Source organism: Mesorhizobium sp. M1006, from assembly GCF_040318825.1.
GTDB lineage: Bacteria > Pseudomonadota > Alphaproteobacteria > Rhizobiales > Rhizobiaceae > Mesorhizobium.
In genome coordinates this window covers 1-20,074 of record NZ_JAMYMZ010000074.1, presented here as the reverse complement: position 1 = coordinate 20,074, position 20,074 = coordinate 1, and the positions used below count along the sequence as shown (strand labels likewise).

Sequence of the window (20,074 nt, the reverse complement as noted above, 5' to 3'; positions counted from 1 at the left end):
ATCATCGACTCAATCTCCTCTTACGACGAAGATTGAATCAGTGCTTCAGGACTGCTGCAACCCGGACTTTTTCAACACTATCCACTCGTACCAGCCGGAGCCAATATCCGTGATGGCAGCGCTGACGAGGTTCGCGCCAGAACTGCTTGAGACGATACCCTCCTCAAGATTGAAGTTGGCTGTATAGGCCGCACCAGCCCCCGCGTGAATAAGCTGCAGAATGCTTCGCTCTCCAGCTTTGGCAATGGCAATGTGCTCGATCGTGTCGCCCGACACAAAAGAGTAGGATCGATATACAGATGGGCTGACTGATCCGGCCGCCTCAGTTAGCCTGGCGGTCGGAACGCTAAGGCCTTCGATCATTGCAAGGCTATCGACGCTCGAAAGGAGAGCAGCCGTTGCCGCGCGAACGCCCGTATCGGCCGCCACAGGCCCGGCCGTGACATTGTACAGCCCAAGCACACCAGTCGAAACTTCCGTCCAGAAATACTCGCCGACATCGACATTCCTGCCCAGCACCGCCGCGGCGGCGGCGCCGGCCAGCCCTGCCGACGCCGCAAAGCTCAACGTCGGCGCCACTGTGTAGGAGCCCGGCGCCGTGATCAGTATCTGCGTCAGCGCGCCGCCCGCCACGACGAAGCGGCCGGCAGCGCCCGAACCGGTCCCGCCGGTAAACGCCAGGTCGAACGTGCCGTTGGCGCCGCCGGAGCCTGGCGTGATCGCACCGTTGCCGGCGACGCCGAAGCCGATTGCCGCCGCAGTCGTCGGGAAAATGCCCTTGCCGTAGAGCGAAGCGTCGCGTGCAGCCTGAGCGCTGATGACGGCGGCCGCGGCCGCGACGGCATCGGAATTGGTGGCAGCCCGGTCGGCTGTGGTTTGTCCGGCATTCGCGGCGGAAGCGGCAGCACTGGCGGTTGCCTGGCCGGCGCTGGCAGCGGCAGCATCCTTCAGCGCCTGGGTTTCATCGCGCAGCGCTTCGACCTCTTCGACCACATCGGCGATGTCGGGCGGAACGGATGCGGCGATGGTGATGGCATCGGCGCCGATGGCCGGCTCGTCGGCCGTGAACTCGAACACGCGGTCGGCGTTGACCGACCCGACCTGGGTGTGAACGGTCGTGCCCTTCTGCAGGGTGCGCGTAGAACGGGCGTCGGCGGCGCGGAACCAGTCGCCTTCGCTCGCCGTGTAGATGCCGTTCTGCGTCGGGTCGGCCTGGTCCTTGACCAGCACGCGGTCGCCGATTTCGGTCGGCACGCCGTCGATGGCCTGCAGGCCGTGCAGGAGGATGTCGGCCGTGGTTGCGAGGCGCACGGGTTCGCGTTCACCGGTCAGGAGACGAACGGCGGCAGTTGCAGGTCGGGACATGAGGGCTTGCTCCATAAAAAAAGCCCCGCATAAGCGAGGCTGGAAGGGGGTTCGGTGCTGTCGGTGGGAGACTTAAGCTACGCGGCCGGACACCGCGCTATCCGGCGCAGCCGGCGATTTACATTTTCCGGACGGAGAGCGGCAACGCGGTCGAGACTACAGCAGCCCGCCAATCAGCCTTCTTGTGCCGCCCATGGCCGCCAGCCCGCAGGCCATGCCGGCGCAGTCGGCGATCCAGTCGAGGATATCCATATCGCGCGCGATCAGCTGCACGCCCTGAAGCAGCTCGATCGCCGCGCCGGTAATGGCAAGGAGCACGACCAGCCTCGTCTTGTGTTCCGGCCAGCCGAGGCTTCCGAGAGCCGCCAGCACAGCGAACGCCGCGGCGTGATTGAGCTTGTCGTGCTGGAAGGTGAAGCCCATGTCCAACTCCTGCAGGAAGCGCACCGGCGAAAGCGCGAGCAGGAGAACACCGGCCAAGGTAAGCAGAAAAGCGATCCTTGCCATGGTCGGAAAAGTGTCTGTGCGCAACAGGTCAATCCTTCATCTTAAACAGGAGGCGATCCAGGAGGCACCGCCAACCTGACCGCTCGGCGGTTAGCAGGCCATAAGCCAGGATCGTGACCACAATCAGACCGACGGCACGTTGCGTGCCTGGTCGCCATTTCCGGCGTGCGCACTCACCAGTGATTGCGCCAGTGCTGATCCGGTCGAACCGAGTGCCGGGCTTGCATCCGCGACGAGCCACGGAGCACGCCAGTACATCACTTCGGGAGCAACGAAAGCACGTTCTCGTCAAGGAACTGACGGCGCTTGCCGACAAGCGGCAGCCGATCACTCTCGAAGTTCCGGCAACACCCTTTCGTCGAGAAATTTGAGACGGCTATCCAACATTTCGGCGTTGGCTGGGCTAGGCGGCACGTTGAGCGGGATTAGATCTGCCACCGAGTCCCCCGTCGCGCAGCTTCGACCCACTCTTCCATGGCGCCGATATATCCATCCAGCGCCTCGTATGGAGTCTTGGCGTCTACCGCCGGCAGATATGTCGGGGGCACATCGCCGACGATTACCCATATCCATGGGTCAACTTCCGGCCTGCCCGGAACAATCTCGAAGAGAAAAATATAGGTTATGCCGTCGGCCCCGTATCCAAGGTATTCCCCCTTGATGTCTGAAACCCAATCATAGAAATCAAGATATTTTCAGGGCTTCCAGACGTGCAGCATCAAGCTCTTCATCGCCTGTGCTTTTGTCAGTCGACGGCAAGCGGGTGACGCTGGTCAAGTCGGGTTTGACGTCGCTATAATTTCTCTCGACCACTTGTGTTCCCTTTCATTTCTTGCTTGAGCCATCTTCTTCTTGCCCAGCGAGCATAGTCTCCTGCATCGCCATGGTGTTTAATATGATCTGCTCTCGCACGATGCGTGATGTTTGAGAGGTGATCTGCCCCCCGTCGGCCAGCGCTTTCTCGTGAGACACATCCATATTCCGGCCCGTGGGCTGATTGGTCCTTGCCAGAACGCTCCGTGCGAAGTGACGCCCCGGTTTCTTGCACCGCTGTCGGCTCCGCCGCTCAGCGTCGCAATCACCCATGTCAACCGTTACAATTGGAAGTCGAAACTAACTCCGCTCCGATTCTGGGTGTTCGTCGAGGGTTTTGCCTCGCCTCCATGGCGAGGTTTTTGTCTCGCGCCAAGCATACCAGCCGTAAGGTAAATCAGCCAACTGCATAATAGTCTTGTCTTTTTCAACCATATTTTTCAGGCTTATGATCATAATATCGCTTTCATCGAAATCTTCGGATTCATCCGCGTGAAACTGCCATGATCCGTCATCATCATCATGCACGACGCGAGCAACCCACCTACCATTGCGTATAGCTTTCCTGTTTACAAAAACAGCTACGTTCTGGGGGTCTTCAAACTTCCATTTAGTCATCACAGCGCCTATTTGTTCCACTTTCTCTGTTTCGAATTCTTGCAACCATCCTTGCATTGGTGTAACTATTCGATCCGGGAGTCTTTGTCGGATCAACTGGAATAAGCGGATCGATGTGATCAAACTGTGATTCGTTGGCGGAGGAGTAACGCCTTTTTTTACTTTCACCGGGTCAAAGCAGAGTAAACTCCGCTACCATTCAGAATGTGTTTAGGTGATTTTGTCGCGCTTCCATGGCGAAGACTTTGTATCGCGCCACGCACGCCAGCCTAACGGCAAATCCGCCAACTGTGCAACAGTTCCATCAAGCTCGACCACCTCGACCAAGGCCACTAAAATTAGGTCATCTTGATCAACTTCAGCTTCATTTCCGTAGAATTGCCACGACTCATTATCATCGCCGTCATCATCATGTGACACATACGCAATCCAGCCGCCCCCCCTAAATATCTTCCGAGTCGAAATAACGGCTGTGTTTTTTGGGTTTTCGAACTTCCATTCGGTCATATGTCACCTATTTATTCGATTTTTCTATATTCTCAAACCCAGCCGTAAGACGAAGATTTTTATGGCTATTTGATCCTGACGATTTTGTCTTGTCAGCGGGATTAACCGGATCTATGTGATCGATATGAGCTTCATTTTTTGGAGGAGTTACGCCTCTTTTGCTTTTCTTTGCTGGAATTATTTCTATACCACTCTCATCCGATCTCAAAATTCCATCATTCACCCTTTTATTTTCCTCGAAAATAGCTATCCTCTGCTTCTTTGTTGGATCCTTGCCGGACGCAACGTTGGGAGGATCTTCCAAATGCGTATAGGGCCTCCTTATTTCTCGGGCCTTGCCGGTCGAGATCGGAATCTCTTCTGCATTGACAGAAACCGGGGGAGCCCCACTATCCAGTACGATATCAGGTTTAGCATTCGCAGAACGCCCGGCAAGCCTTGCCAACACCTGGCTGCCAACTGCACTGAGCCCTTCGGCAAGGACATTGCCGCCCGCCCCCCAAAGCGCGCCGTTGGCAATTCCCCAGGGGACGCTCTGTCCTGTGTTGAAGGCGTATGCCCCGCCATAAGTGTCACCCGCCACACCCCCGACGCCAGTTCGGGCAGCAAGACCGATCAAGCCGTTCTCTGCCGCCGCGCCAACGCTTGCCCGGCCCAGCAAACCGAACAAACTCTCCGCCAGGCCATATCCGCTTAAGCCGGTGCCGAGGGCTTCCGCCGCCCAACCGGCCGAACCGGCCCGGTCCTCGGCGTCCTCGGTCTTGGCCTGTTCATCTTCGAGGAGGTTCTGGTAGTTTCCTCCGGACCAAGCGGAGTCCAGCCCGGCGGAGATCGCATCCGCACCGCCGGCGGCCGCGCCCTTAGCCGTGAGGCGGCCGACATCCGAGAACGCCAAGCCGAATTGCTGTAGCCACGGCATGGTGCTGTACTGGGCTTGGGCCGGATGTTCCCCGATCCACGCCAGCCTGTTCTTGAGCACTGCAACCTGGGCTTCCAACGACTCTGGCGCGACGTTCGGATCTTGGGCGGCCTTGGCTCGCCACTGGGCTTCCGCCGCCACAGAAATCTGTTGGGTTGTCGCCTTGCGGGCATCAGGATCGCGAACCGCCAGGACGATCGAACTCAACTTGGCAAGGCGCTTTTCGAACGGCACGCCTTGGTCGATGTATTTCGCCGCCTGCTGGCCAGCTACAGCCCAGGGCATTGGCAGTATTCGGTCGAAGCCCAACTCCTGCTGAGCAGCGACGGCCCAGGTGACGGCAGCCTTATAATCCTCAGGAGCTGTGATCTTATCCCAGTCCGGAGCATGGTTCGGGAACAGTTGGCCGACGTAACCGGCGGGATCGGCGCGCCTGGCACCCAGCACCAATTGCGCGGCGCCGGCCCTTATCTCATATTGCTCCCGCTCTTCCGGCGAGCCGTAGGGGCCGGGTTCAAAATCCCGAATCTGGGCGTGTATCGCCTGGTTCGGGACGGGTCGCATGTCGAAAACCGCGCGGCCGATATCAGCCGTTATGTCGAAGGCTTGGAGACGCTTGCCGCCATCTTCGGCGCCGTACACGGCAGTGAAGTCTTCGGCACCCGGTGTCTTGCCAGAATAGCTGCCGGTATTGGCAATGGCAGCCGGCGCGTTCTGCAAGGCGATGTCGATGTTCGTGCGCGCATCGACCAGGCTTGCCACAGTCGCTACCTGCGCCTTCTGGCCGAGATCCTGAACCGTGTCCGGCGACAAGTCGGCAATCCAGGGTCCTGCGGCAGCCCAAGCCGTATTTCCGACGGGCCCCACGGAACCCGTGCGGATAGGTGTTTCGTCGGACGGAAGGCCACCTACGGGCGCTTCGCGCGTCGCCAGCACGCTGGACCCACTCGCCCGAGGTCCGCCCACAGCTTCGATGGTATCGTCCTTAGTCCTGCCGTCCGTTGAGACCGGCCCAGTCCCCAGCACCTCCGCAGCACGCTTCGGGTCCTTGGCGATCATCGCGTCGGCGAGCGCCTTTGCCGTGTTGCTGCGCCAGGCAGCCTCGGCGGCCTGGCGGGCCACCGGGTTGCCCATCTTGCCGATCAGCTCGAGCCCGCTCTGCCTGATGGCATCGAATGTTTCTGTGTCGTCCGGGTCGCTTTGCGCGATGGCGCTGGTATAGCCGTCCTCGACCTTGCTCCACTCGGCCTGCTCATAGTTCTGGCGCCGCGCGTGCTGCTGCGCGGCCATGCGCGCCGAGCCGGCCAGCCGCAATGCCTGCTTTTGGGCGAGAAAATTGGCGCGTTCGCCCTCCGGCACTTTCGCTACGGTGTCGTCGAAGATCTGGTCGAACAGGCCGGGCCTGACGACGCCGTCGCTGCGCGGATCGAGCTGGCCATACATGAAGTCGTGCAGGCCGCCGCCGTCGGCCGGCGCGGTCTGCACCGCCACGGCCTCGGCGTGGGCGATGCGTGCGTTCAGCTCGCGGCCGATAATGTCGGCGTCGAACGCGTCCTGCTGCTGCTTCTGTTGCTTGAAGCGCTCGGCAATCGCCGAGAGCTCGTCGCCAAAGCCTTGCATGGCGGCGCCCACCGGCGAGCCGTCGGGATAGGAGGCCACAGTGCCGGTATCGAGGCGGCGCTGGGCAAGCTGGAGCGGGATGGTGGCCATCAGTAGAGGCCTCCACCCGGCGCCGGCGGGAAGGCGCTTCCGCCGAACGTCACCGCCTTGGCCGGGTCGTAGATGCCGGAGATGCCGGACACGAGATTGCTGCCGGCCTTGAAAATCGAGGCGCCCACCGCCTGCCTGCCGGAAAAGCGCGCGATCGCCGCCTGCGTGGCGAGACCGTTCTGGCGCAGCTGCGAGCCGTACTGGATCGCCTTGAGGTCGAGCTGGCCCTGCCTTGCATTGGCCGCCATCACCTCGGTCGGCGAACCAGAAATAGCGACGCCCGAAGCGCCGGCCTGGGCACGCGCCTGCGCCTGCAGCAGATCCTGCTTATGGCGCTCCTGGCCCTGCTCGAAGGCCGAGCTTTGGGCGTCGGCCCGCGCCTGCTGTTCATAGGCCTTGGCCTGGTACTCGGCCATTTGCTTCGACTGTTGGCCTTCCGCCAGCGCGCCGCCGACCGAAAGCGCCGTGCCGATAAGAGCTAGTGTGCACATGGTCAGCCTCGTTCGCCGGCGGGAATGAATTTGCTTTTGATGCCGTCGACCGGCGCACCGATCGAAGGGCGCCGGTCGAGCACACCGCCGGGGCTGAGGAAGGACAAAAGCAGCCGGTCGGCCTGGATTGCCGGGCGGCTGAGACGCGATGGCGCGGCGGCCCGCGGGCCGGCCATGGCGGTGCGCCGGATGGTGGTCAGGTTGATCTTCAGGTCGACGGCGCCGTCGGCATCGAAAAGGCCGTTGGCGGCGATGATGGCGCGGCTCAAGGCATCGGCCGCGAACAGCTCCTGGCGCAGCTGCTCGATCAGCCAGTGGACCGTGCGCCAGCGCTCGCCGAGCGCCTCGGCCTTTGTCCTGACCTCGTCGCCGGGCGCAGGCGTGGCGACGGCAGCTTCGGCGGGGGGTTCGTCCAGGGGGGCGCCAACGCGGCGCTCGTCCGCGTCCTCGATGGTTTTCTCGATCAGTGCGATTTCAGCGTTGCAGTCGTCCAATGCGGCACGCGCCGCCGTCAAATTTCCGGCGCCGAAGATCGCGTCAAACTTTTCCGTTTCCAGCTCGCCCTTGCGGGCGATCGCATCGTTGAGGTCGGTGTCGAGCAAGGCGATGACGGCTACAAAATCGGCAGCCGTCCGCGCCTTGCCGAGTTGCTCGGCATGGGTTGGGGTCACGGGTGGGTTCCTTGGTTGGGGAAGCGATGGAAGACGGAGCCGGCCATCTCCCCCCTCGAGGGGGAGATGGCCGGTAGGCCAGAGGGGGTCGTCTCGCGTGGAGCTCCAACCCCCTCAGTTTGCGATGGGAGGCCGCGTCAGGACGTGCCGACCCCCTCTGTCGCCTTCGGCGACATCTCCCCCTCGAGGGGGGAGATCAGCAGTTTCTAAGGCTCGGCGTCGAACACCGGTGTCATCGCCCTGATCGTGCAGGGCGTTGGATTGACGTGGCGGATCTTCACCCGCCCCTGCCCTTCCCAGCTATCGTCGATCGGCACCTCGACATTGCCGGTGAACAATTTCGCCATGCCGTCGGGTGCAACCACAGACGGAATGCGAACCTGCTCCCAGCGGCCGCGGATGAACGACTGGACCTGAAGCCCGGTTGTGTCGGTTTCCAGCAGCGAAAGAATGAGCTTGGCCACCTTCTTGCGCCGCCCGACGATCGATCCGTCGCGACCGCCGACGTCGAGCTCCAGCGTGTTGGCTTCGGACTGGTAGCCGAGCCCGACCTGCCATTTGGCTGCCGTAGCCCCACCGGGCAGCGAAACCGCGCCAGCAGCCACAGCAAGGCCCTTGTAGACCTTGCCATCGGCCAGGACGTCGAGTGTTTCGCCGTTGAGATGATCAAGCCCTGAGACCGTGCCCACGGCGACGCCATCATAGGTCAGGCCGCAGTCGACTTCGAATGCATCGCCGATCCCGCCATACTCAAACGGCGCGGTCTTGATTTCGATATAGCGCCTGGTCACGCCGCCGATCGTGCGCTTGACGATCAGCCAGAGATCGTCGTTGCCGTCCTGGCCGGGCGTCACCACGGCGCTTTCGACAACGGCCCAGTTCGATCCTGCGAAGCTTCCGGCGATCTGGTGGATGTGCATGCCGCGAACGTCCTGCGACGGCTGGTGCGTGTAGCCGCCGAGTTCGCCATCCCCGAGCGGGAACCAGAGCAGCGGATCGGGGTCGGTCTGGAAGGCGAGTTCGACGACGCCTTTCTTGGGAATGTGCTCCGATATCTGACCGACATCGTCGGAGGTGAAGCGGCCGGTGGCGTTTTGCGTCAGCTCGGCGATCGATTTGCGGGAGCGGGTGACATAGAGGAACGACTGCCCCGCATCGACGGGACGCAGCGGGGCACAACCGAAAGTCCGGGACCGGCGGTTCTTGAACGAGGACGGCGTCAGCGCCTCGTCGATGCCGGAACCCGACAGCGCCCTCACCCCGCCAAGCGTTCCGATGATCAGCGCACCGTCCGATTCCGCCACCCACGTAATGTCATTGGCCTGGCCGCCACCTGCCTGCACGAATTCCAGCGCGTCGGTGTCTTTCTCACCGGTGGCGAAGTTGTCGAAATCGCCGGTTTGCGAGGCATAGACCGAGAATTTTCGGCTGAACGCCAGACGCTCCTCGTAAAGCGAACCGCTCTGGACATACTTGCCGGGCACGAACGTGCCGAGACGCCAGCGAATGATCGGGCTGAGATCGGGCAGAGCATGCCCGTACAACTGGACCGTGACCACCGTCGTGCTGGTCCGGGCAACGACCTTGGCCCAGCGCCAGAAGCCATCCGCGCCAAGCAGACGAATGGCGCGGCCGATATCGCTGGTCTGGAAGCCGATGCCGTCGTTGATGCCGACGATCGAGGAGGCCGAGAGATCGAACGGCGTTTGCGACGGCGCGTATTCGTGCAGGGCCAGTTCGGCGATAGCGGTTCCGTCGCTGCCGCCACCTGAAAACAGTAGCTGATAATATTCGTAGGCAACCGTGTTGTTGAAGCCGTCGAAGAAACGGGTTTCCGACTTGGACCAGCCGGTCTCTCCGTCCCGGCTGTCGAGCGTCGTCCAGTCGGTGCCGTTGTGCGAGGCCTGGAATTGCCACTGGGTCGGCGATGCAGTGTCTGAGTGATCATTCGTGGCGGTAATCCAGTAGGCGTCGACCGTCTTGGCCCCGCCGCCGAACTGGTAGCGCAGATACCCGCTCGGAAAGCCCGCTATGTTCTCCCCCTTCTGCTTGTCGCCATCGAACACCTGCCACACGTCGGATGAGCCGTTGCTGTTGCTGACCGTGCCGCTTGGCAGCCTATTCGAGGCCATGACCGGCATGGCGTTGCCGGTTGCGGCCGGCGTTAGCGTCGTGGCCGTGGTGTTGATCTTGTCGTATGGGCCGTCGAGAAGACGAAATCGGCGAGCGTCCAGGTCGTGTGCGCAGTGCGCGTCAGCACTTTGACCGGATGATCCTTGTGGGTGATCCACATCTGGTCTGCCGACTGGACGAATTGCAGGTCGAACAGATCGGCCTCGGGATAAGGCGAAACGACTTCGACCGTGCCGACACGCGCGCCATAGGCATAGACGCGGATGTAGAGATCGCCGAATTCGAGCGCATAGGCCTGATCGGCCGAGAAGATGAACGGGATCAGCCGTGTCGCCTTTGACGGAGCCTTCACCTGCGCGCAAAAATACGTGCCGCCGCGTTTCCTGATGCCGCCATGCGGCAGCGTGACGAAGTTCGTGCATTTCGACAGCGCCGCCCGGTAAAGCTCGAGCGAGGCGCGAGCATGCAAGCGGGGAGAAATCTCGCCGCGGATGAAAGCATCTTGGACCGGATAGAGCGTGGTCATCGGCCGACGCCCCGGCTGTCGCCGCGCTGGAAAGCCCAGGACGTCGTCGAAAATCTGCCGCCGCGCTGGATCGCATTGGCCGAGTAGGCTGCATCCAGCGCCCTGTCATAGGCGCTACGGGCGACGTCGATCATGCTGGCCTTGTGGGTCAAGGGATGGGCGATCTTGATGGCGAGCGCCGCCACCAGCACTTCGCTGAACAGCGCGTCCCAGTCGTTGGGGTCTGTCAGGTTGGCGACATAGCGGATGATGCGCGGCCCGGCCTGATCCGAATAGATCAGCCCGGCCTCCTGCCGCCATGAGAGCGGCACGCCATCCGGCTCGCCATTCCCTGTGAGCGGCAAGGGCCGCAGGCAATCGGCGGGAAGCTCATAGGCGAAGTTCAGCGTGCCAGCGCCGCTGCCGGTGTCGAAGCCGGCGACCGAGGCCGCCAGGATGGCGAAGACAAAGGCATGCTTGGTCAATTCGGCCTCGCGGGTCAGGTCGAAATGCAGATTGAGCAGGCGCGCCGCCTTGGCGTCCTGGTCGAGGCTTTCGATCGGCGCCTCGTCGAGCACGGCGAGCGCCATGTTGGCGATGTCGAGCGGGGTGATGGCCATGGCTCAGGCCTCTGTCTGTATGGTTGGTCGGAGAAAACGGGGCATGGTGCCTCCACGGCAAAAAGCCGCTTCGAAGCGGCTGGGGATTTTTTGTGATTTGTGGCTTGGGCAGAACGTTGCACGTCTCGTGCACGGGGGCCGTCACGACGCCACCCGCCCGTCATGAAACGGCGTGGCAGACGCTTCGTCAGCCGTCTTTTTCCCATTCGAGCAAGGAAGACGGCAATGCTTCGGCTATTGCAGTTTCACGACACCGCCGCGCAACGCGGCGATGTCTTGCCTGAATTGTGTCAGCCGACGTGTGCGCCGGTCGAGATCCCTGTTTCAGCTGACTTGGCAAAGACGCTTGCTTTCACCCTTCCGGCACCTCCCGCCAAAGCCAAGCCCCTGTCCAGGGCGTCCTGAAGACTTGGCGTGTAGTAGGCGGTGTCTTCCAGGCCGCTGAAGAAGTTTATGCGATGAACTTCCCCTTTCTTGCTCATGACAATGCCCGCTTTTCGGAGCACTTCCTGAACTGTTTTGTACTTCATGTTCATGGTGACCTCCCTTACCAAGACAAGGCAGCATCGCCCCTTCTTGTAACTGTTTGGTGCCGTCGATTGGCCAAAGGGCAACATGAATGTTGTAGCGAACGCCAAAATTCACATCACTCCGACGCAGCGCAGCGGGTGAACTTGGGATTCGCCGACCTGGTGTCCCGAAGGGGCGGGACGTCTGACGCCCGCCCCTTCGCCCGATCAGGCCTCGGTCGTCTTCAGCGCGATGAACGTCATGTGCTTGACGCTCGACGCCGTGCGGTCCCAGTTTGCCGCCAGTGCCAGCTCGGCATCGGTGGCGAATTCGCCGGCCGAGGACGCATCGAGGAAGCGGGTGCCCGGCACATGCGGCACGAAATGCCGGCGGCCGACCATTTCGGTGACGCCGCCGCCATGGCCCTGCCGCGGCTTGCGGTCGAACTCGAGCGGGCCGCCTTCGGTATTGACTGGCAGCTCGTTCCACAGGATTGCCTTGTCCTTGAACATGAACGCCGTGTAGACGCCGCCGGCAACCGGAATGTCGTCGTCGACGACAGCCCTGAGCCCCATGTAATAGGGGATCAGCGGCCCGCCCTGCTCGGACGACGGCACATAGTCGATGAGGTCGGCGAGTTTCAGTGCCTTCATCTGTTTGGAATGCATCCAGATCGTCTTGAACTTGTCGGCGCGGTCGCCCATCAGATAGGCGGCCTCGATGATGTCGGTGTCGACGATGGAGGCGCCGGTGATGCGCACCAGGTCGCCGGCGTCATTGGCAATGTTGTCGGCCAGCACGCCTTTCAGTATGCCCAGCAGCGTAAGCTTGTTGGCGCGCTGCCAGTAGTCGGTCTGGCGGCGCACGATAAGCTTCTGCGGATCGTCGCCGGCAAGGATCGAGGTCAGATCCGGGATGCCCCAGGCCTGCGCACGCACATTGCGGGCCGCGACTTCGCGGCGCGCGCCGATCTTCTTCATCTCGATCGAGTCGGCCGGGTCGTCATTGACCGGCTCGGACGGATCGTTGCCGAGGTCCTTCCAGCCGGGCATGTCGACGGAACGTCCGCCCAGGCTGAGCTTCGAGGCGATCGACGGGTCGGAAAACAGGATCCCGGCCTGGTAAATCTCCAGCGACTGGACGTGCTCCTCGAACGAGTATTGCGCATAGACGGACGGAACGATCGCGTCCGCGATACGGGTATAGGCGTCTGCCATTTTTGTCTTCCTTCAGGTTTGGGTTAAAGAGGATTGTTGGGCATCCACAGGTCAGGATTTTCGCCGGCCTCGCGTGCCAGCCGCCGGGCGCGGGCGGGGTCGCTTTTGACCAGGGCTGAGATGCCAGTCAGGTTGCGCTCGCCGGCGGCATTGCGCTTGAAGGGATTGCCTCCGCTCAAGGCAGCATTGCCGTCGATCGTGTCTTCGCGGAACATCGCCTCGCCGATGGCGTGGAACGCCTTGGCGATCTGCGGGTCGGTCAAGGCGCCGTCCGGCAGAAGGATACCCTTCGCCTTGTAGGCATTGACCAGTCCGAGCTTTTTCATCGCCCGGTTGGCGACCTCGAGCTTCTGGCGAAAGCCATCGCTGCCGGTCGGTCCCCAATCCCTGACGAGGTCGTCATGCGTCGTCTCGACCGAGCGGGCAAGGGCGATCTGCTGTGCCTTGGCCTGCTCGGCCATGTAGCCGACGAAGCGGTCGTGATAGGCCTGTGCGACCTTCGGGGTAGCACCTGCCTCGACCGCCCAGGCCTTGGACGCGTTGGCGAGCTCGTCCGAATAGGCGAAGTTTTCGGGGAGCCCGTCGGGGCGCCGGTACTCGACCTTGTCGGGCGAGGTCAGCGGACGCATCGCCTCGGGCAGCCGGGCATGGAACCTGTCCCAGTCTTCCGCGGCTGCATCGGCTGCCGGAACGCGCAGGCTCTCGCCCTGCTGCCGCTCCAGCTCCGCATAGGAGGCGAAGACCCGATCGAGGCTTTCAGGCTTGGTCCAGCCCCTGGTTTCAGCAAGCTTGCGGTTGCCTTCGGAAAGACCGTCAAACCAGCTTTTGGCCGCAGGCGGGGCGGACCCGTTGTCCCCGTTGGCCGGTGGCCGTGCAAGGTTGCCCGCCGGTGGCGCCGCCACCACGGACCCGGCGTCTGCCAGATCTGTCATGAGAAGATTCCTTTTGTTGACGTTTCAGAGGAGAGCCGATGGCGACGCTTGGTATCTCCCCCCTCGAGGGGGAGATGGCCGGCAGGCCAGAGGGGGTAGCCGCGCGTGGAGCGCCGACCTCATCTGTCGCCGGGCGTCGCGCCCGGTCGAACCGACCCCCTCTGTCGCCTTCGGCGACATCTCCCCCTCAAGGGGGGAGATTAGCGCCTCAGGCATTGTCGCCCCAGTTCTCCCAGAGCAGCGTGATCGTGCCCGTAACGGCAATCGTGCCGTCGGCATCGATGTCGGTGCCGATGGCAAACGCCAGGTTGAGATAGAGGTCGACCGGCGTCACGGTGCCGTCGAGCGTCTGCGCGGCGGCGACATCGGCAACCGACGCGCTCGACAGGGCGGCACCGGCGCCATCCAGCGTGCGGCCGGTCGCCGCCAGCACATTGATCATCGTCAAGGCGAGCGCTGGGGTCGACGCTGCCGTCGAGCCGAGCGACCAGGTCAGCGCGGCATTGTCGTTGATGGTCGACGCGCGGGTAGTCAGCACGGCGAACTGCAGTCTTGCCGTGCCGCCCCTGATGCGGATCTTGCCGTCGATGAAATCGAACAGCTTCTGGCTGGCATAGGCCAGTGCATCGGTGACCGGCACCGGCATGGCATTAAAGGAGAAGACGGTGCGGTAGGCGCCGCCCTGCCCCGTCGTCCTGGCGGTAAGCCCCGCCCTGGGCGGGGCAAGGCCGGCTTCTCTGGCGGCGGCACGCGAAAGCGTCCGGGCAAGACCTCGGGTCATTTGATTTCTCCATTCTTGCGGGATTGAAAACGGGGTCGGCTGGGCCGCCGCACGCAACAGCGGCAAAAGCTCATGGACATTTGGATCAGTTATGTGTATCTATACACAACATGAAGAGCGCCGATGTCATTCACAGGCTGTTGGCGGATGGCTGGTACGAAGTGGCTCGAAAAGGAAGTCACGCCCAGTCCAAGCACGAATCCAAGCCGGGCCGGGTGACAGTTCCGCATCCCAAGCGCAACATCCCGATCGGCACTCTCAAGAGTATTGAAGAACAATCCGGCGTGAAGCTGAGGTAGAGAAATGCGGAACTATATCGGATTGATCCACAAGCAGGCGGACAGCGACTTCGGCGTCTCCTTTCCCGATTTTCCGGGCCTGGTGACAGCCGGCGTCAACCTGGATGATGCCCGTGCCATGGCCGGGGAAGCACTGGCCTTTCATGTCGAGGGGCTGGTCGAGGATGGCGAGGCCATTCCCGAGCCGTCATCCCTGGAGGAAGTGATGTCGGACAAGGACAATCTGAGCGGTGTCGCCATCCTGGTTCCCTTGAAAGCTGAAGCTGCGAAGGTCGTGCGTGTCAACGTCACCATTCCGGAAGATGTCCTCGATCAGATTGACCGATATGCGGAGCGCCACGGCTACAGCCGATCCGGATTTCTGGCCGCTGCGGCGAAAAAGGTAATGCAGATCGAGGCGGCGTAGCGCCCTGGAAGGCGCGACTGGAGATGAAGCTCTTTGGGTCTTGTTCGGTTACTTTCTTTGCGGATCAGGCCGTCAGACAAAAACAACCATGTCTTATTTCGTGAGGCACGGTGCCTATGTTCCGCCGCAAATGCGACCGTACTTGGCAAAATCAGCCTGCGAATTAGTTCATAGACTTCAAGGGAGTATCAGACGATGACCATGTCCAGAGCCATTGCCGCCATGTTCGTAACCGCCGCGCTGGCAGGCTGCGCGCAGACCGAAGCACAGCAGAGAACCAGCACCGGTGCGCTGCTCGGCGCCGGCGCCGGCGCGCTTGCCGGCCAGGCGATCGGCGGCAACACCAAGAGCACGGTCATCGGTGCCGGAGCCGGCGCCCTGCTGGGCGCCGTTGTCGGCAATGCCACCACGCCGCAGCCGCCGCCCGGCGAACAGCTTTGCCGCTATCAGGACCGCACCAGCGGCCGCATCTACACCGCCCCCTGCGACGACCGCTACTACAACGGCGATTATTGATCGTTAGCCCCTTCTCCCCGTTTTACGGGGAGGAGGTCCCGGTAGGGGGATGAGGGGCAGCGCAAACTTCTGAAATGCCGGCACCGCCCCTCACCTGCCTGCCGGCATCGCTCTCCCCGTAGAACGGGGAGAGGGGCGCAGCGTCAACCTCGCGCATCCGTTTCCCCCGATGATTTGGTCCTTCCGCTGATTAGCGGTCAGCGCTATCGTCGGCTATCCAAAGGGGGCGACGATGCGATTTTTGATGACCTCACTGCTGGTTGTTTGTTCGGTTTCCGCACACGCCAGACAGGCTGTCAGCGTCGAGCGGATCGGCGATTGTCTGATCTTGCCGGTAACGGCGGTCGACAATCACGTCAAAGCCACTTTCGAGGTGACACTGGACAAGGCCGGCAAGGTCTTATCGGTCGCCGTTGCATCCTATGAGCCACATTCGGAAGCGGCAGCGGAGGCGGCCCGGCAGCTTTCGAAATCGGTCCAGCGGTGTTGGCCGGCAGGCGTCAAAACGAGTCCAATGCGGATCACAGTGGATTTGAGCGAAACTTAGCTACTGCGCAATCTCAGAGAAGACCCGTTCAACCCACGAAATTTTCGTCCACGAACATCTCCGCAAATTTCTGCGGTGTGAGAGTTACATCATTGTCGCGGGCGATTTTGAGGTTCCTTGCCCACATATCCCGGATTGCTGCCGGCATTCCCTCAGGCATGTGCACAGACTGGGCTATTGCGTCATGCCATTGTCCATCGCCGCCATAGATAGATTGCAGTTTGGGGCCCATCTTTTTCAAGCCATCCTCCGACTCCTGAGAAAGTTCTCCGATGGCCCAGAGCACATAAAGCTCCAGTAGCCTAAGCAGCGGCTGTCCACCATAACGTGGGTCAGTCGACATATTACCTCTCATGCATCATAGGTGGCGTAATAAATGAGTCTTTCACAGATCGCGGAAAGGCTGGGCCGCAAATACCTATTTTTGGCGCTCATTTTCAGTCCGCCAACCGAGCAAATAGGTCGGCGAGGTCACGCGCTATCGTCTCAGCGGATTGCCGATCCATACCTATGAATGGGATGCACACGATTGGCATGGCCGTATCTTCAGTGTCGAAGCCATAGCCTTCACCTCCTCCGTCCGATGCGAACAAGAGGATGCCTGGCGCATATTTTTCAACCTCATACTCTCGATTGAAGTCAGCCAATTCTTCGGCTTTAAAAAAATAACACAGTTATCGCGGATGAAACCTTCGCCTCCATTATGCTCTTTGAGGAAGTCGGTGTAATCCTTGGGAAGCGCAACTCCCAAGCGTGCGGCCAGTCCATCGACGACTGCGGACTCAGCCGGTGCGTCGAACTGTTCCTCGGTTAAACTATATCCCACTGCTATCCTCCCAGGTGTTCAGCAACTGATTCCACCACGGCGTACCCTGTTGTCGATGAACATCGCGAGGCAGTGCGAGCCGGGCAGAATCGAGCTCGCCGTCTCCGGTGCTGATTTCGGCAGGGGCAAGCGCATGACGTGCCTAGGTCGGGTTTTGCAGTCCATCAGCTAAATCTCTGACTTGCGAAGTCACTAGGATCATTCAATCCTTTTCCGGCCCGTCGAATGAATGAATCCCGGCCGACTCATTGCCGAGGCGCTCAAACACGTCTAGCGCCCGCTCTGAAACAACAAGCGTGTGGTTCGAAGCCATGCCGAAGTCATCATGTCCTGGCTGCCCATGGATCTTCATCCAGACGAAGGTTGGAAGTTCTGTTTCTGGCTGCAGCCGATGAAACAACTCCGAAGCAGTAACCTCGACGTCGGCAAACGTCGCCCCTGAAACTCGCATCTTCAGCAGCTCCAGCTCGGCTTCTTTGGTGACAAGATAACAGGGAAAACTCCTTATCAGGACATCACCTATCCAAACGTCAATCTCGTAGTGAAGTTTGTGCACAATCGGCGGGTGAACGCGGTTATCGAGAACCGTATTTTTGCCAAAATCACCAGCAACAAATGGCTCTACATAATAATAATCCATTTTTCACCTATATTTTCCGACAGGCGGCACGAAATGATGGCCATATTTCTTATCCATCATTGTAGAATGATCCAGAATCTGCTGCTCCGTTGGATACGGGTACTTTTCATAGAATTTGTCATTTTCGCCCCTAATGATAACAAGATGCAGAATATCATTTAAATCCTTAGGGATCCCGCGTAGATTTTCTATCGAATTGATCTTTTTCTTCGATAGGAAATTTAGAAGCCTCTTAAGTAATTGCTGCTCAGCCGGATGATGAATTACTACATCCTCGATGTTCACGTCGGGGTTCGCCTGAGCATACGCTTTCCTAAAGCCCCTACGCCTCCGCCCTCGCCGCCTTCTCCAGTGCCGCCAGTTGCGCCTCGTCCAGCGTCAAAAACCCCATAATATGCTGCACCACTTCGGCCCGCGCGTTGCTCAGCGCGCTGTGCAGCTCGAAGCCGTTCGGCGTCTTGGTCTTGGCCAGCCACTCGCCATAGGACGGGCGGCGGTAATAGCCGGTTGCGGCCGCCAGGTCGGCCAGCACCATTTCGCCGTCCTGGCCCGAGAACACCCTGAGATAGGCCTTGGCCAGGGCATCCCGCGCCTTGGCCGGGCCGCCGGCCTGGCTGGAATGGGCGAAGCGTTTTTGGCTCATGCGCCCTGCCCGCCCGAAGCATCTTGCACAGCCTGCGGCATCAGCCCGCCGAGCCCATCGAGCAGGCCGCTGTCGCGCGCCTGCACTGCCGCCGGCACGGCATCCCTGGCGACCTTGCCCGCGGCAGCCATCGCCGCCATGCCGGCCTGTTCAGCTTGAGCCTTGGCGCGGGCATCGCGTATTCCCGCCACCTCGTCCTGGCGGCGAAAAATGCGCTGCGGACTGCGGCCGGCGCCCTGCACGATCTTCAGCGCCGCGTCGCCGTCGATATTGTCCATCACGCCGGGATCGAACTGCGCCATCTGCATGGCCGTGGTGACAACCTGGATGGTGTCGCGCGCCTCGGCCGAACGGCGCAGCACGTCGAGCGGGCCGGTGAAGGTCGGCCGCAGCGCCTTGCCGGCAAGGCTCGCCGGCGGCAGGAAGCGGCTGTCTTCCTAGTAAAGTCCCTTGTCCTCGAGAATGCCCAGCTCGCGGTCGAGATTAGAGGCAAAGCCGGCCTGGATGATCGAGCCGGACGGCCCGAGCAGCGCGCCCTTCTCCTCCTGCCGGATCAAGGCTTCGGTCGCCGTCATCTGCGGGTTCTGTACCAGCGTCTGGAACAGATTGACGAACATCATGTCGCGGATCTCCTCGGCCCGGCTGTCGGCATAATTGAAGGCATAGGTCGGGTTCTGGCCGGTGGCGATCGGCGCGATCAGCGGCCGGCCGGCATCGTCGATGAGGCCGGGATAGTTCTCGCCGGGATTGAGCACCGGCACATAGTCGAGCCTTGCCTTGGAGGCGGTCGCCGGATCGGTGATCTGCTGCAGCGCGCGCAGGCCGGAGCGCCGCACGGCGTTCTCCTCGCGCACCGTCGTCAGCGCCTCGATGGTCGGCGAGATGCCGTACGGATCGCCCTCGTAGCGGCGCCAGTTGAAGCACGACACCGGGAACGAGCGAAAACCGCTTTCCCTGACGATCGCCTCCTCGTCCTCGATCACGTGATAGGAAGCGAACGCGGTATCGAGATACTGGTAGGAGCCGCTCAGACTGTACATCTTGCGCTCGTCGCGCGGCTGGATGCACTGGATCAGCGAGATTTTCGTCTCGCATTTGGCGGGGTCGTCGACCAGGATTTTGATCCGCGCCGGCAGTCTGTCATAGCCGAGCAGTTGCGCCGCCTGTCTTGCCGTGCGCTCGTATCGGCGGTGGAAAATATCGACCTGGCCCCAGCGGTTGCGCGAGAGATAGCCTTCGACCACAGGGATTGAGGCATAGCGGATCAGCGTGCCGCCAAAACCTTCCTCGGCATAGAGATAGGCCGGGCCATAGCGCACGACATTGCGCAGGCAGGCCTGCGTTGCCGGCACGAAATTGGAATTGGCGGAGTAGCGCAGCGAGAACAGGAAGTCGCGCAGCGCTTCCGCCCATTCCTTCTCCTCGTCGGTTTCTTGGTCGTTGATGGCCGCGGTCGACAGCCCATGCCATTTCTCCGACTGCGGGATGATCAGGCTTTCCAGCCCGGCGGCCAGCCGGTTGGCGGCCGAGTTGATGGTATTGGCGTAGACACGCGCACCGCGCCGCTCCTGCCGCTCGGCCTGCGAATCGACGCCGGCCTGACGGCGGCCACTCCACATGTCGGGCGCGTCGGGATCGCAGAATTCGGACACCGCCTCCCAGACATGCTCGTACTGGCTGCGCTCGCTCTCCAGTTCAGCCTGTCGCGACAGGATATCGCGAGCACGGGAATCGCTCATGGTCAGCCTCGCTTGATGGGTGAATGGGAAAAGAAAGATGGCGGGACGTCGAAACTACCAATCTCCCACTTGAGGGCAGGGGAATCGCATATGGCGATTTTGGGGTTGAGTTTGGGCTGAGAAAGGATTCTTTGGAGAGGCAGTTGAGCGAAGGAGCGA

The 20,074-nt window shown here is 61.3% G+C and carries 25 protein-coding genes; 4 read left to right on the top strand and 21 right to left on the bottom strand.

The window, feature by feature from the left end; translation table 11 throughout:
* Nucleotides 1-45: 45 nt before the first annotated feature.
* The 14 genes from NKH60_RS32700 to NKH60_RS32635 form a co-directional block, all read right to left on the bottom strand.
* Nucleotides 46-1,365, bottom strand: coding sequence for a hypothetical protein (locus NKH60_RS32700; protein ID WP_352874776.1), 1,320 nt, complete (start codon nucleotides 1,363-1,365; stop codon nucleotides 46-48).
* 156 nt (nucleotides 1,366-1,521) lie between these two features.
* The gene (locus NKH60_RS32695) at nucleotides 1,522-1,896 is read right to left on the bottom strand and encodes a hypothetical protein (protein ID WP_352835193.1); all 375 of its coding nucleotides are present in this window, start codon (nucleotides 1,894-1,896) and stop codon (nucleotides 1,522-1,524) included.
* A 1,089-nt stretch (nucleotides 1,897-2,985) separates the two neighbouring features.
* Nucleotides 2,986-3,348 carry a hypothetical protein gene (locus tag NKH60_RS32690; RefSeq protein WP_352874774.1) on the bottom strand — a complete coding sequence of 121 codons (363 nt, stop codon included), beginning with the start codon at nucleotides 3,346-3,348 and terminating at the stop codon, nucleotides 2,986-2,988.
* A gap of 165 nt (nucleotides 3,349-3,513) precedes the next feature.
* The gene (locus NKH60_RS32685) at nucleotides 3,514-3,810 is read right to left on the bottom strand and encodes a hypothetical protein (protein ID WP_352472061.1); all 297 of its coding nucleotides are present in this window, start codon (nucleotides 3,808-3,810) and stop codon (nucleotides 3,514-3,516) included.
* 7 nt (nucleotides 3,811-3,817) lie between these two features.
* Nucleotides 3,818-6,439, bottom strand: coding sequence for a hypothetical protein (locus tag NKH60_RS32680; RefSeq protein ID WP_352835199.1), 2,622 nt, complete (start codon nucleotides 6,437-6,439; stop codon nucleotides 3,818-3,820).
* The gene (locus NKH60_RS32675; RefSeq protein ID WP_352501172.1) at nucleotides 6,439-6,930 is read right to left on the bottom strand and encodes a hypothetical protein; all 492 of its coding nucleotides are present in this window, start codon (nucleotides 6,928-6,930) and stop codon (nucleotides 6,439-6,441) included. The genes NKH60_RS32680 and NKH60_RS32675 overlap by 1 nt, the downstream gene beginning before the upstream one ends.
* A 2-nt stretch (nucleotides 6,931-6,932) precedes the next feature.
* On the bottom strand, nucleotides 6,933-7,601 hold the full coding sequence (locus tag NKH60_RS32670) for a hypothetical protein (protein WP_352874772.1): 669 nt from the start codon (nucleotides 7,599-7,601) through the stop codon (nucleotides 6,933-6,935).
* Between the two features lie 206 nt (nucleotides 7,602-7,807).
* Nucleotides 7,808-9,733 (bottom strand): phage tail protein, encoded by a 1,926-nt coding sequence (locus tag NKH60_RS32665; protein WP_352874770.1) that lies wholly within the window; start codon nucleotides 9,731-9,733, stop codon nucleotides 7,808-7,810.
* 32 nt (nucleotides 9,734-9,765) lie between these two features.
* The gene (locus NKH60_RS32660) at nucleotides 9,766-10,260 is read right to left on the bottom strand and encodes a hypothetical protein (protein ID WP_352874768.1); all 495 of its coding nucleotides are present in this window, start codon (nucleotides 10,258-10,260) and stop codon (nucleotides 9,766-9,768) included.
* On the bottom strand, nucleotides 10,257-10,859 hold the full coding sequence (locus NKH60_RS32655; RefSeq protein ID WP_352835208.1) for a phage connector family protein: 603 nt from the start codon (nucleotides 10,857-10,859) through the stop codon (nucleotides 10,257-10,259). Before NKH60_RS32655 ends, NKH60_RS32660 begins: the two co-directional genes overlap by 4 nt.
* Nucleotides 10,860-11,149: 290 nt before the next feature.
* Nucleotides 11,150-11,395, bottom strand: coding sequence for a hypothetical protein (locus NKH60_RS32650; protein WP_031211513.1), 246 nt, complete (start codon nucleotides 11,393-11,395; stop codon nucleotides 11,150-11,152).
* A 201-nt stretch (nucleotides 11,396-11,596) separates the two neighbouring features.
* Nucleotides 11,597-12,586 (bottom strand): Coat protein, encoded by a 990-nt coding sequence (locus NKH60_RS32645; protein ID WP_352458159.1) that lies wholly within the window; start codon nucleotides 12,584-12,586, stop codon nucleotides 11,597-11,599.
* Nucleotides 12,587-12,609: 23 nt separating this feature from the next.
* Nucleotides 12,610-13,518 carry a hypothetical protein gene (locus NKH60_RS32640; protein ID WP_352835211.1) on the bottom strand — a complete coding sequence of 303 codons (909 nt, stop codon included), beginning with the start codon at nucleotides 13,516-13,518 and terminating at the stop codon, nucleotides 12,610-12,612.
* A gap of 208 nt (nucleotides 13,519-13,726) precedes the next feature.
* Nucleotides 13,727-14,299 carry a hypothetical protein gene (locus NKH60_RS32635; protein WP_352835213.1) on the bottom strand — a complete coding sequence of 191 codons (573 nt, stop codon included), beginning with the start codon at nucleotides 14,297-14,299 and terminating at the stop codon, nucleotides 13,727-13,729.
* Between the two features lie 110 nt (nucleotides 14,300-14,409).
* Between NKH60_RS32635 and NKH60_RS32630 the strand changes: the two genes are divergently transcribed.
* From NKH60_RS32630 to NKH60_RS32615, 4 genes are all read left to right on the top strand, one after another.
* Nucleotides 14,410-14,598, top strand: coding sequence for a type II toxin-antitoxin system HicA family toxin (locus tag NKH60_RS32630; RefSeq protein ID WP_352874766.1), 189 nt, complete (start codon nucleotides 14,410-14,412; stop codon nucleotides 14,596-14,598).
* A 4-nt stretch (nucleotides 14,599-14,602) separates the two neighbouring features.
* Complete coding sequence (locus NKH60_RS32625) at nucleotides 14,603-15,004, top strand: type II toxin-antitoxin system HicB family antitoxin (RefSeq protein WP_352541138.1); 402 nt, start codon at nucleotides 14,603-14,605, stop codon at nucleotides 15,002-15,004.
* Between the two features lie 195 nt (nucleotides 15,005-15,199).
* Nucleotides 15,200-15,520: a YMGG-like glycine zipper-containing protein gene (locus NKH60_RS32620; protein ID WP_352458164.1), complete on the top strand. Its 321-nt coding sequence runs from the start codon at nucleotides 15,200-15,202 to the stop codon at nucleotides 15,518-15,520.
* Nucleotides 15,521-15,764: 244 nt separating this feature from the next.
* Nucleotides 15,765-16,067 carry a hypothetical protein gene (locus NKH60_RS32615; RefSeq protein WP_352835218.1) on the top strand — a complete coding sequence of 101 codons (303 nt, stop codon included), beginning with the start codon at nucleotides 15,765-15,767 and terminating at the stop codon, nucleotides 16,065-16,067.
* A gap of 28 nt (nucleotides 16,068-16,095) precedes the next feature.
* Here NKH60_RS32615 and NKH60_RS32610 read toward each other — a convergent pair whose 3' ends face one another.
* The 7 genes from NKH60_RS32610 to NKH60_RS32580 form a co-directional block, all read right to left on the bottom strand.
* Entirely contained in the window at nucleotides 16,096-16,410 is a 315-nt protein-coding gene (locus NKH60_RS32610; RefSeq protein ID WP_352816916.1) for a hypothetical protein, read from the bottom strand.
* A gap of 165 nt (nucleotides 16,411-16,575) precedes the next feature.
* A complete protein-coding gene (locus NKH60_RS32605) occupies nucleotides 16,576-16,893 on the bottom strand; it encodes an SMI1/KNR4 family protein (RefSeq protein WP_352816918.1) in 318 nt (105 codons plus the stop codon).
* 202 nt (nucleotides 16,894-17,095) lie between these two features.
* Nucleotides 17,096-17,533 (bottom strand): hypothetical protein, encoded by a 438-nt coding sequence (locus NKH60_RS32600; RefSeq protein WP_352835221.1) that lies wholly within the window; start codon nucleotides 17,531-17,533, stop codon nucleotides 17,096-17,098.
* Between the two features lie 3 nt (nucleotides 17,534-17,536).
* Nucleotides 17,537-17,818: a hypothetical protein gene (locus NKH60_RS32595; protein WP_352501182.1), complete on the bottom strand. Its 282-nt coding sequence runs from the start codon at nucleotides 17,816-17,818 to the stop codon at nucleotides 17,537-17,539.
* A gap of 37 nt (nucleotides 17,819-17,855) precedes the next feature.
* Nucleotides 17,856-18,176: a Bbp19 family protein gene (locus NKH60_RS32590; RefSeq protein ID WP_352816921.1), complete on the bottom strand. Its 321-nt coding sequence runs from the start codon at nucleotides 18,174-18,176 to the stop codon at nucleotides 17,856-17,858.
* A complete protein-coding gene (locus NKH60_RS32585; protein ID WP_352835225.1) occupies nucleotides 18,173-18,538 on the bottom strand; it encodes a hypothetical protein in 366 nt (121 codons plus the stop codon). The genes NKH60_RS32590 and NKH60_RS32585 overlap by 4 nt, the downstream gene beginning before the upstream one ends.
* 75 nt (nucleotides 18,539-18,613) lie before the next feature.
* Complete coding sequence (locus NKH60_RS32580; RefSeq protein WP_352835229.1) at nucleotides 18,614-19,915, bottom strand: portal protein; 1,302 nt, start codon at nucleotides 19,913-19,915, stop codon at nucleotides 18,614-18,616.
* Nucleotides 19,916-20,074: the final 159 nt, after the last annotated feature.

Excerpts from the sequence above, each read along its gene's own strand:
- NKH60_RS32700 (WP_352874776.1), bottom strand. The coding sequence starts at position 1,365 with ATGTCCCGACCTGCAACTGCCGCCGTTCGTCTCCTGACCGGTGAACGC.
- NKH60_RS32685 (WP_352472061.1), bottom strand. The coding sequence starts at position 3,810 with ATGACCGAATGGAAGTTCGAAAACCCAAAAAACACAGCCGTTATTTCG.
- NKH60_RS32680 (WP_352835199.1), bottom strand. The coding sequence starts at position 6,439 with ATGGCCACCATCCCGCTCCAGCTTGCCCAGCGCCGCCTCGATACCGGC.
- NKH60_RS32675 (WP_352501172.1), bottom strand. The coding sequence starts at position 6,930 with ATGTGCACACTAGCTCTTATCGGCACGGCGCTTTCGGTCGGCGGCGCG.
- NKH60_RS32665 (WP_352874770.1), bottom strand. The coding sequence starts at position 9,733 with ATGGCCTCGAATAGGCTGCCAAGCGGCACGGTCAGCAACAGCAACGGC.
- NKH60_RS32660 (WP_352874768.1), bottom strand. The coding sequence starts at position 10,260 with ATGACCACGCTCTATCCGGTCCAAGATGCTTTCATCCGCGGCGAGATT.
- NKH60_RS32655 (WP_352835208.1), bottom strand. The coding sequence starts at position 10,859 with ATGGCCATCACCCCGCTCGACATCGCCAACATGGCGCTCGCCGTGCTC.
- NKH60_RS32650 (WP_031211513.1), bottom strand. The coding sequence starts at position 11,395 with ATGAACATGAAGTACAAAACAGTTCAGGAAGTGCTCCGAAAAGCGGGC.
- NKH60_RS32645 (WP_352458159.1), bottom strand. The coding sequence starts at position 12,586 with ATGGCAGACGCCTATACCCGTATCGCGGACGCGATCGTTCCGTCCGTC.
- NKH60_RS32640 (WP_352835211.1), bottom strand. The coding sequence starts at position 13,518 with ATGACAGATCTGGCAGACGCCGGGTCCGTGGTGGCGGCGCCACCGGCG.
- NKH60_RS32635 (WP_352835213.1), bottom strand. The coding sequence starts at position 14,299 with ATGACCCGAGGTCTTGCCCGGACGCTTTCGCGTGCCGCCGCCAGAGAA.
- NKH60_RS32630 (WP_352874766.1), top strand. The coding sequence starts at position 14,410 with ATGAAGAGCGCCGATGTCATTCACAGGCTGTTGGCGGATGGCTGGTAC.
- NKH60_RS32625 (WP_352541138.1), top strand. The coding sequence starts at position 14,603 with ATGCGGAACTATATCGGATTGATCCACAAGCAGGCGGACAGCGACTTC.
- NKH60_RS32620 (WP_352458164.1), top strand. The coding sequence starts at position 15,200 with ATGACCATGTCCAGAGCCATTGCCGCCATGTTCGTAACCGCCGCGCTG.
- NKH60_RS32615 (WP_352835218.1), top strand. The coding sequence starts at position 15,765 with ATGACCTCACTGCTGGTTGTTTGTTCGGTTTCCGCACACGCCAGACAG.
- NKH60_RS32610 (WP_352816916.1), bottom strand. The coding sequence starts at position 16,410 with ATGTCGACTGACCCACGTTATGGTGGACAGCCGCTGCTTAGGCTACTG.
- NKH60_RS32600 (WP_352835221.1), bottom strand. The coding sequence starts at position 17,533 with ATGGATTATTATTATGTAGAGCCATTTGTTGCTGGTGATTTTGGCAAA.
- NKH60_RS32590 (WP_352816921.1), bottom strand. The coding sequence starts at position 18,176 with ATGAGCCAAAAACGCTTCGCCCATTCCAGCCAGGCCGGCGGCCCGGCC.
- NKH60_RS32580 (WP_352835229.1), bottom strand. The coding sequence starts at position 19,915 with ATGAGCGATTCCCGTGCTCGCGATATCCTGTCGCGACAGGCTGAACTG.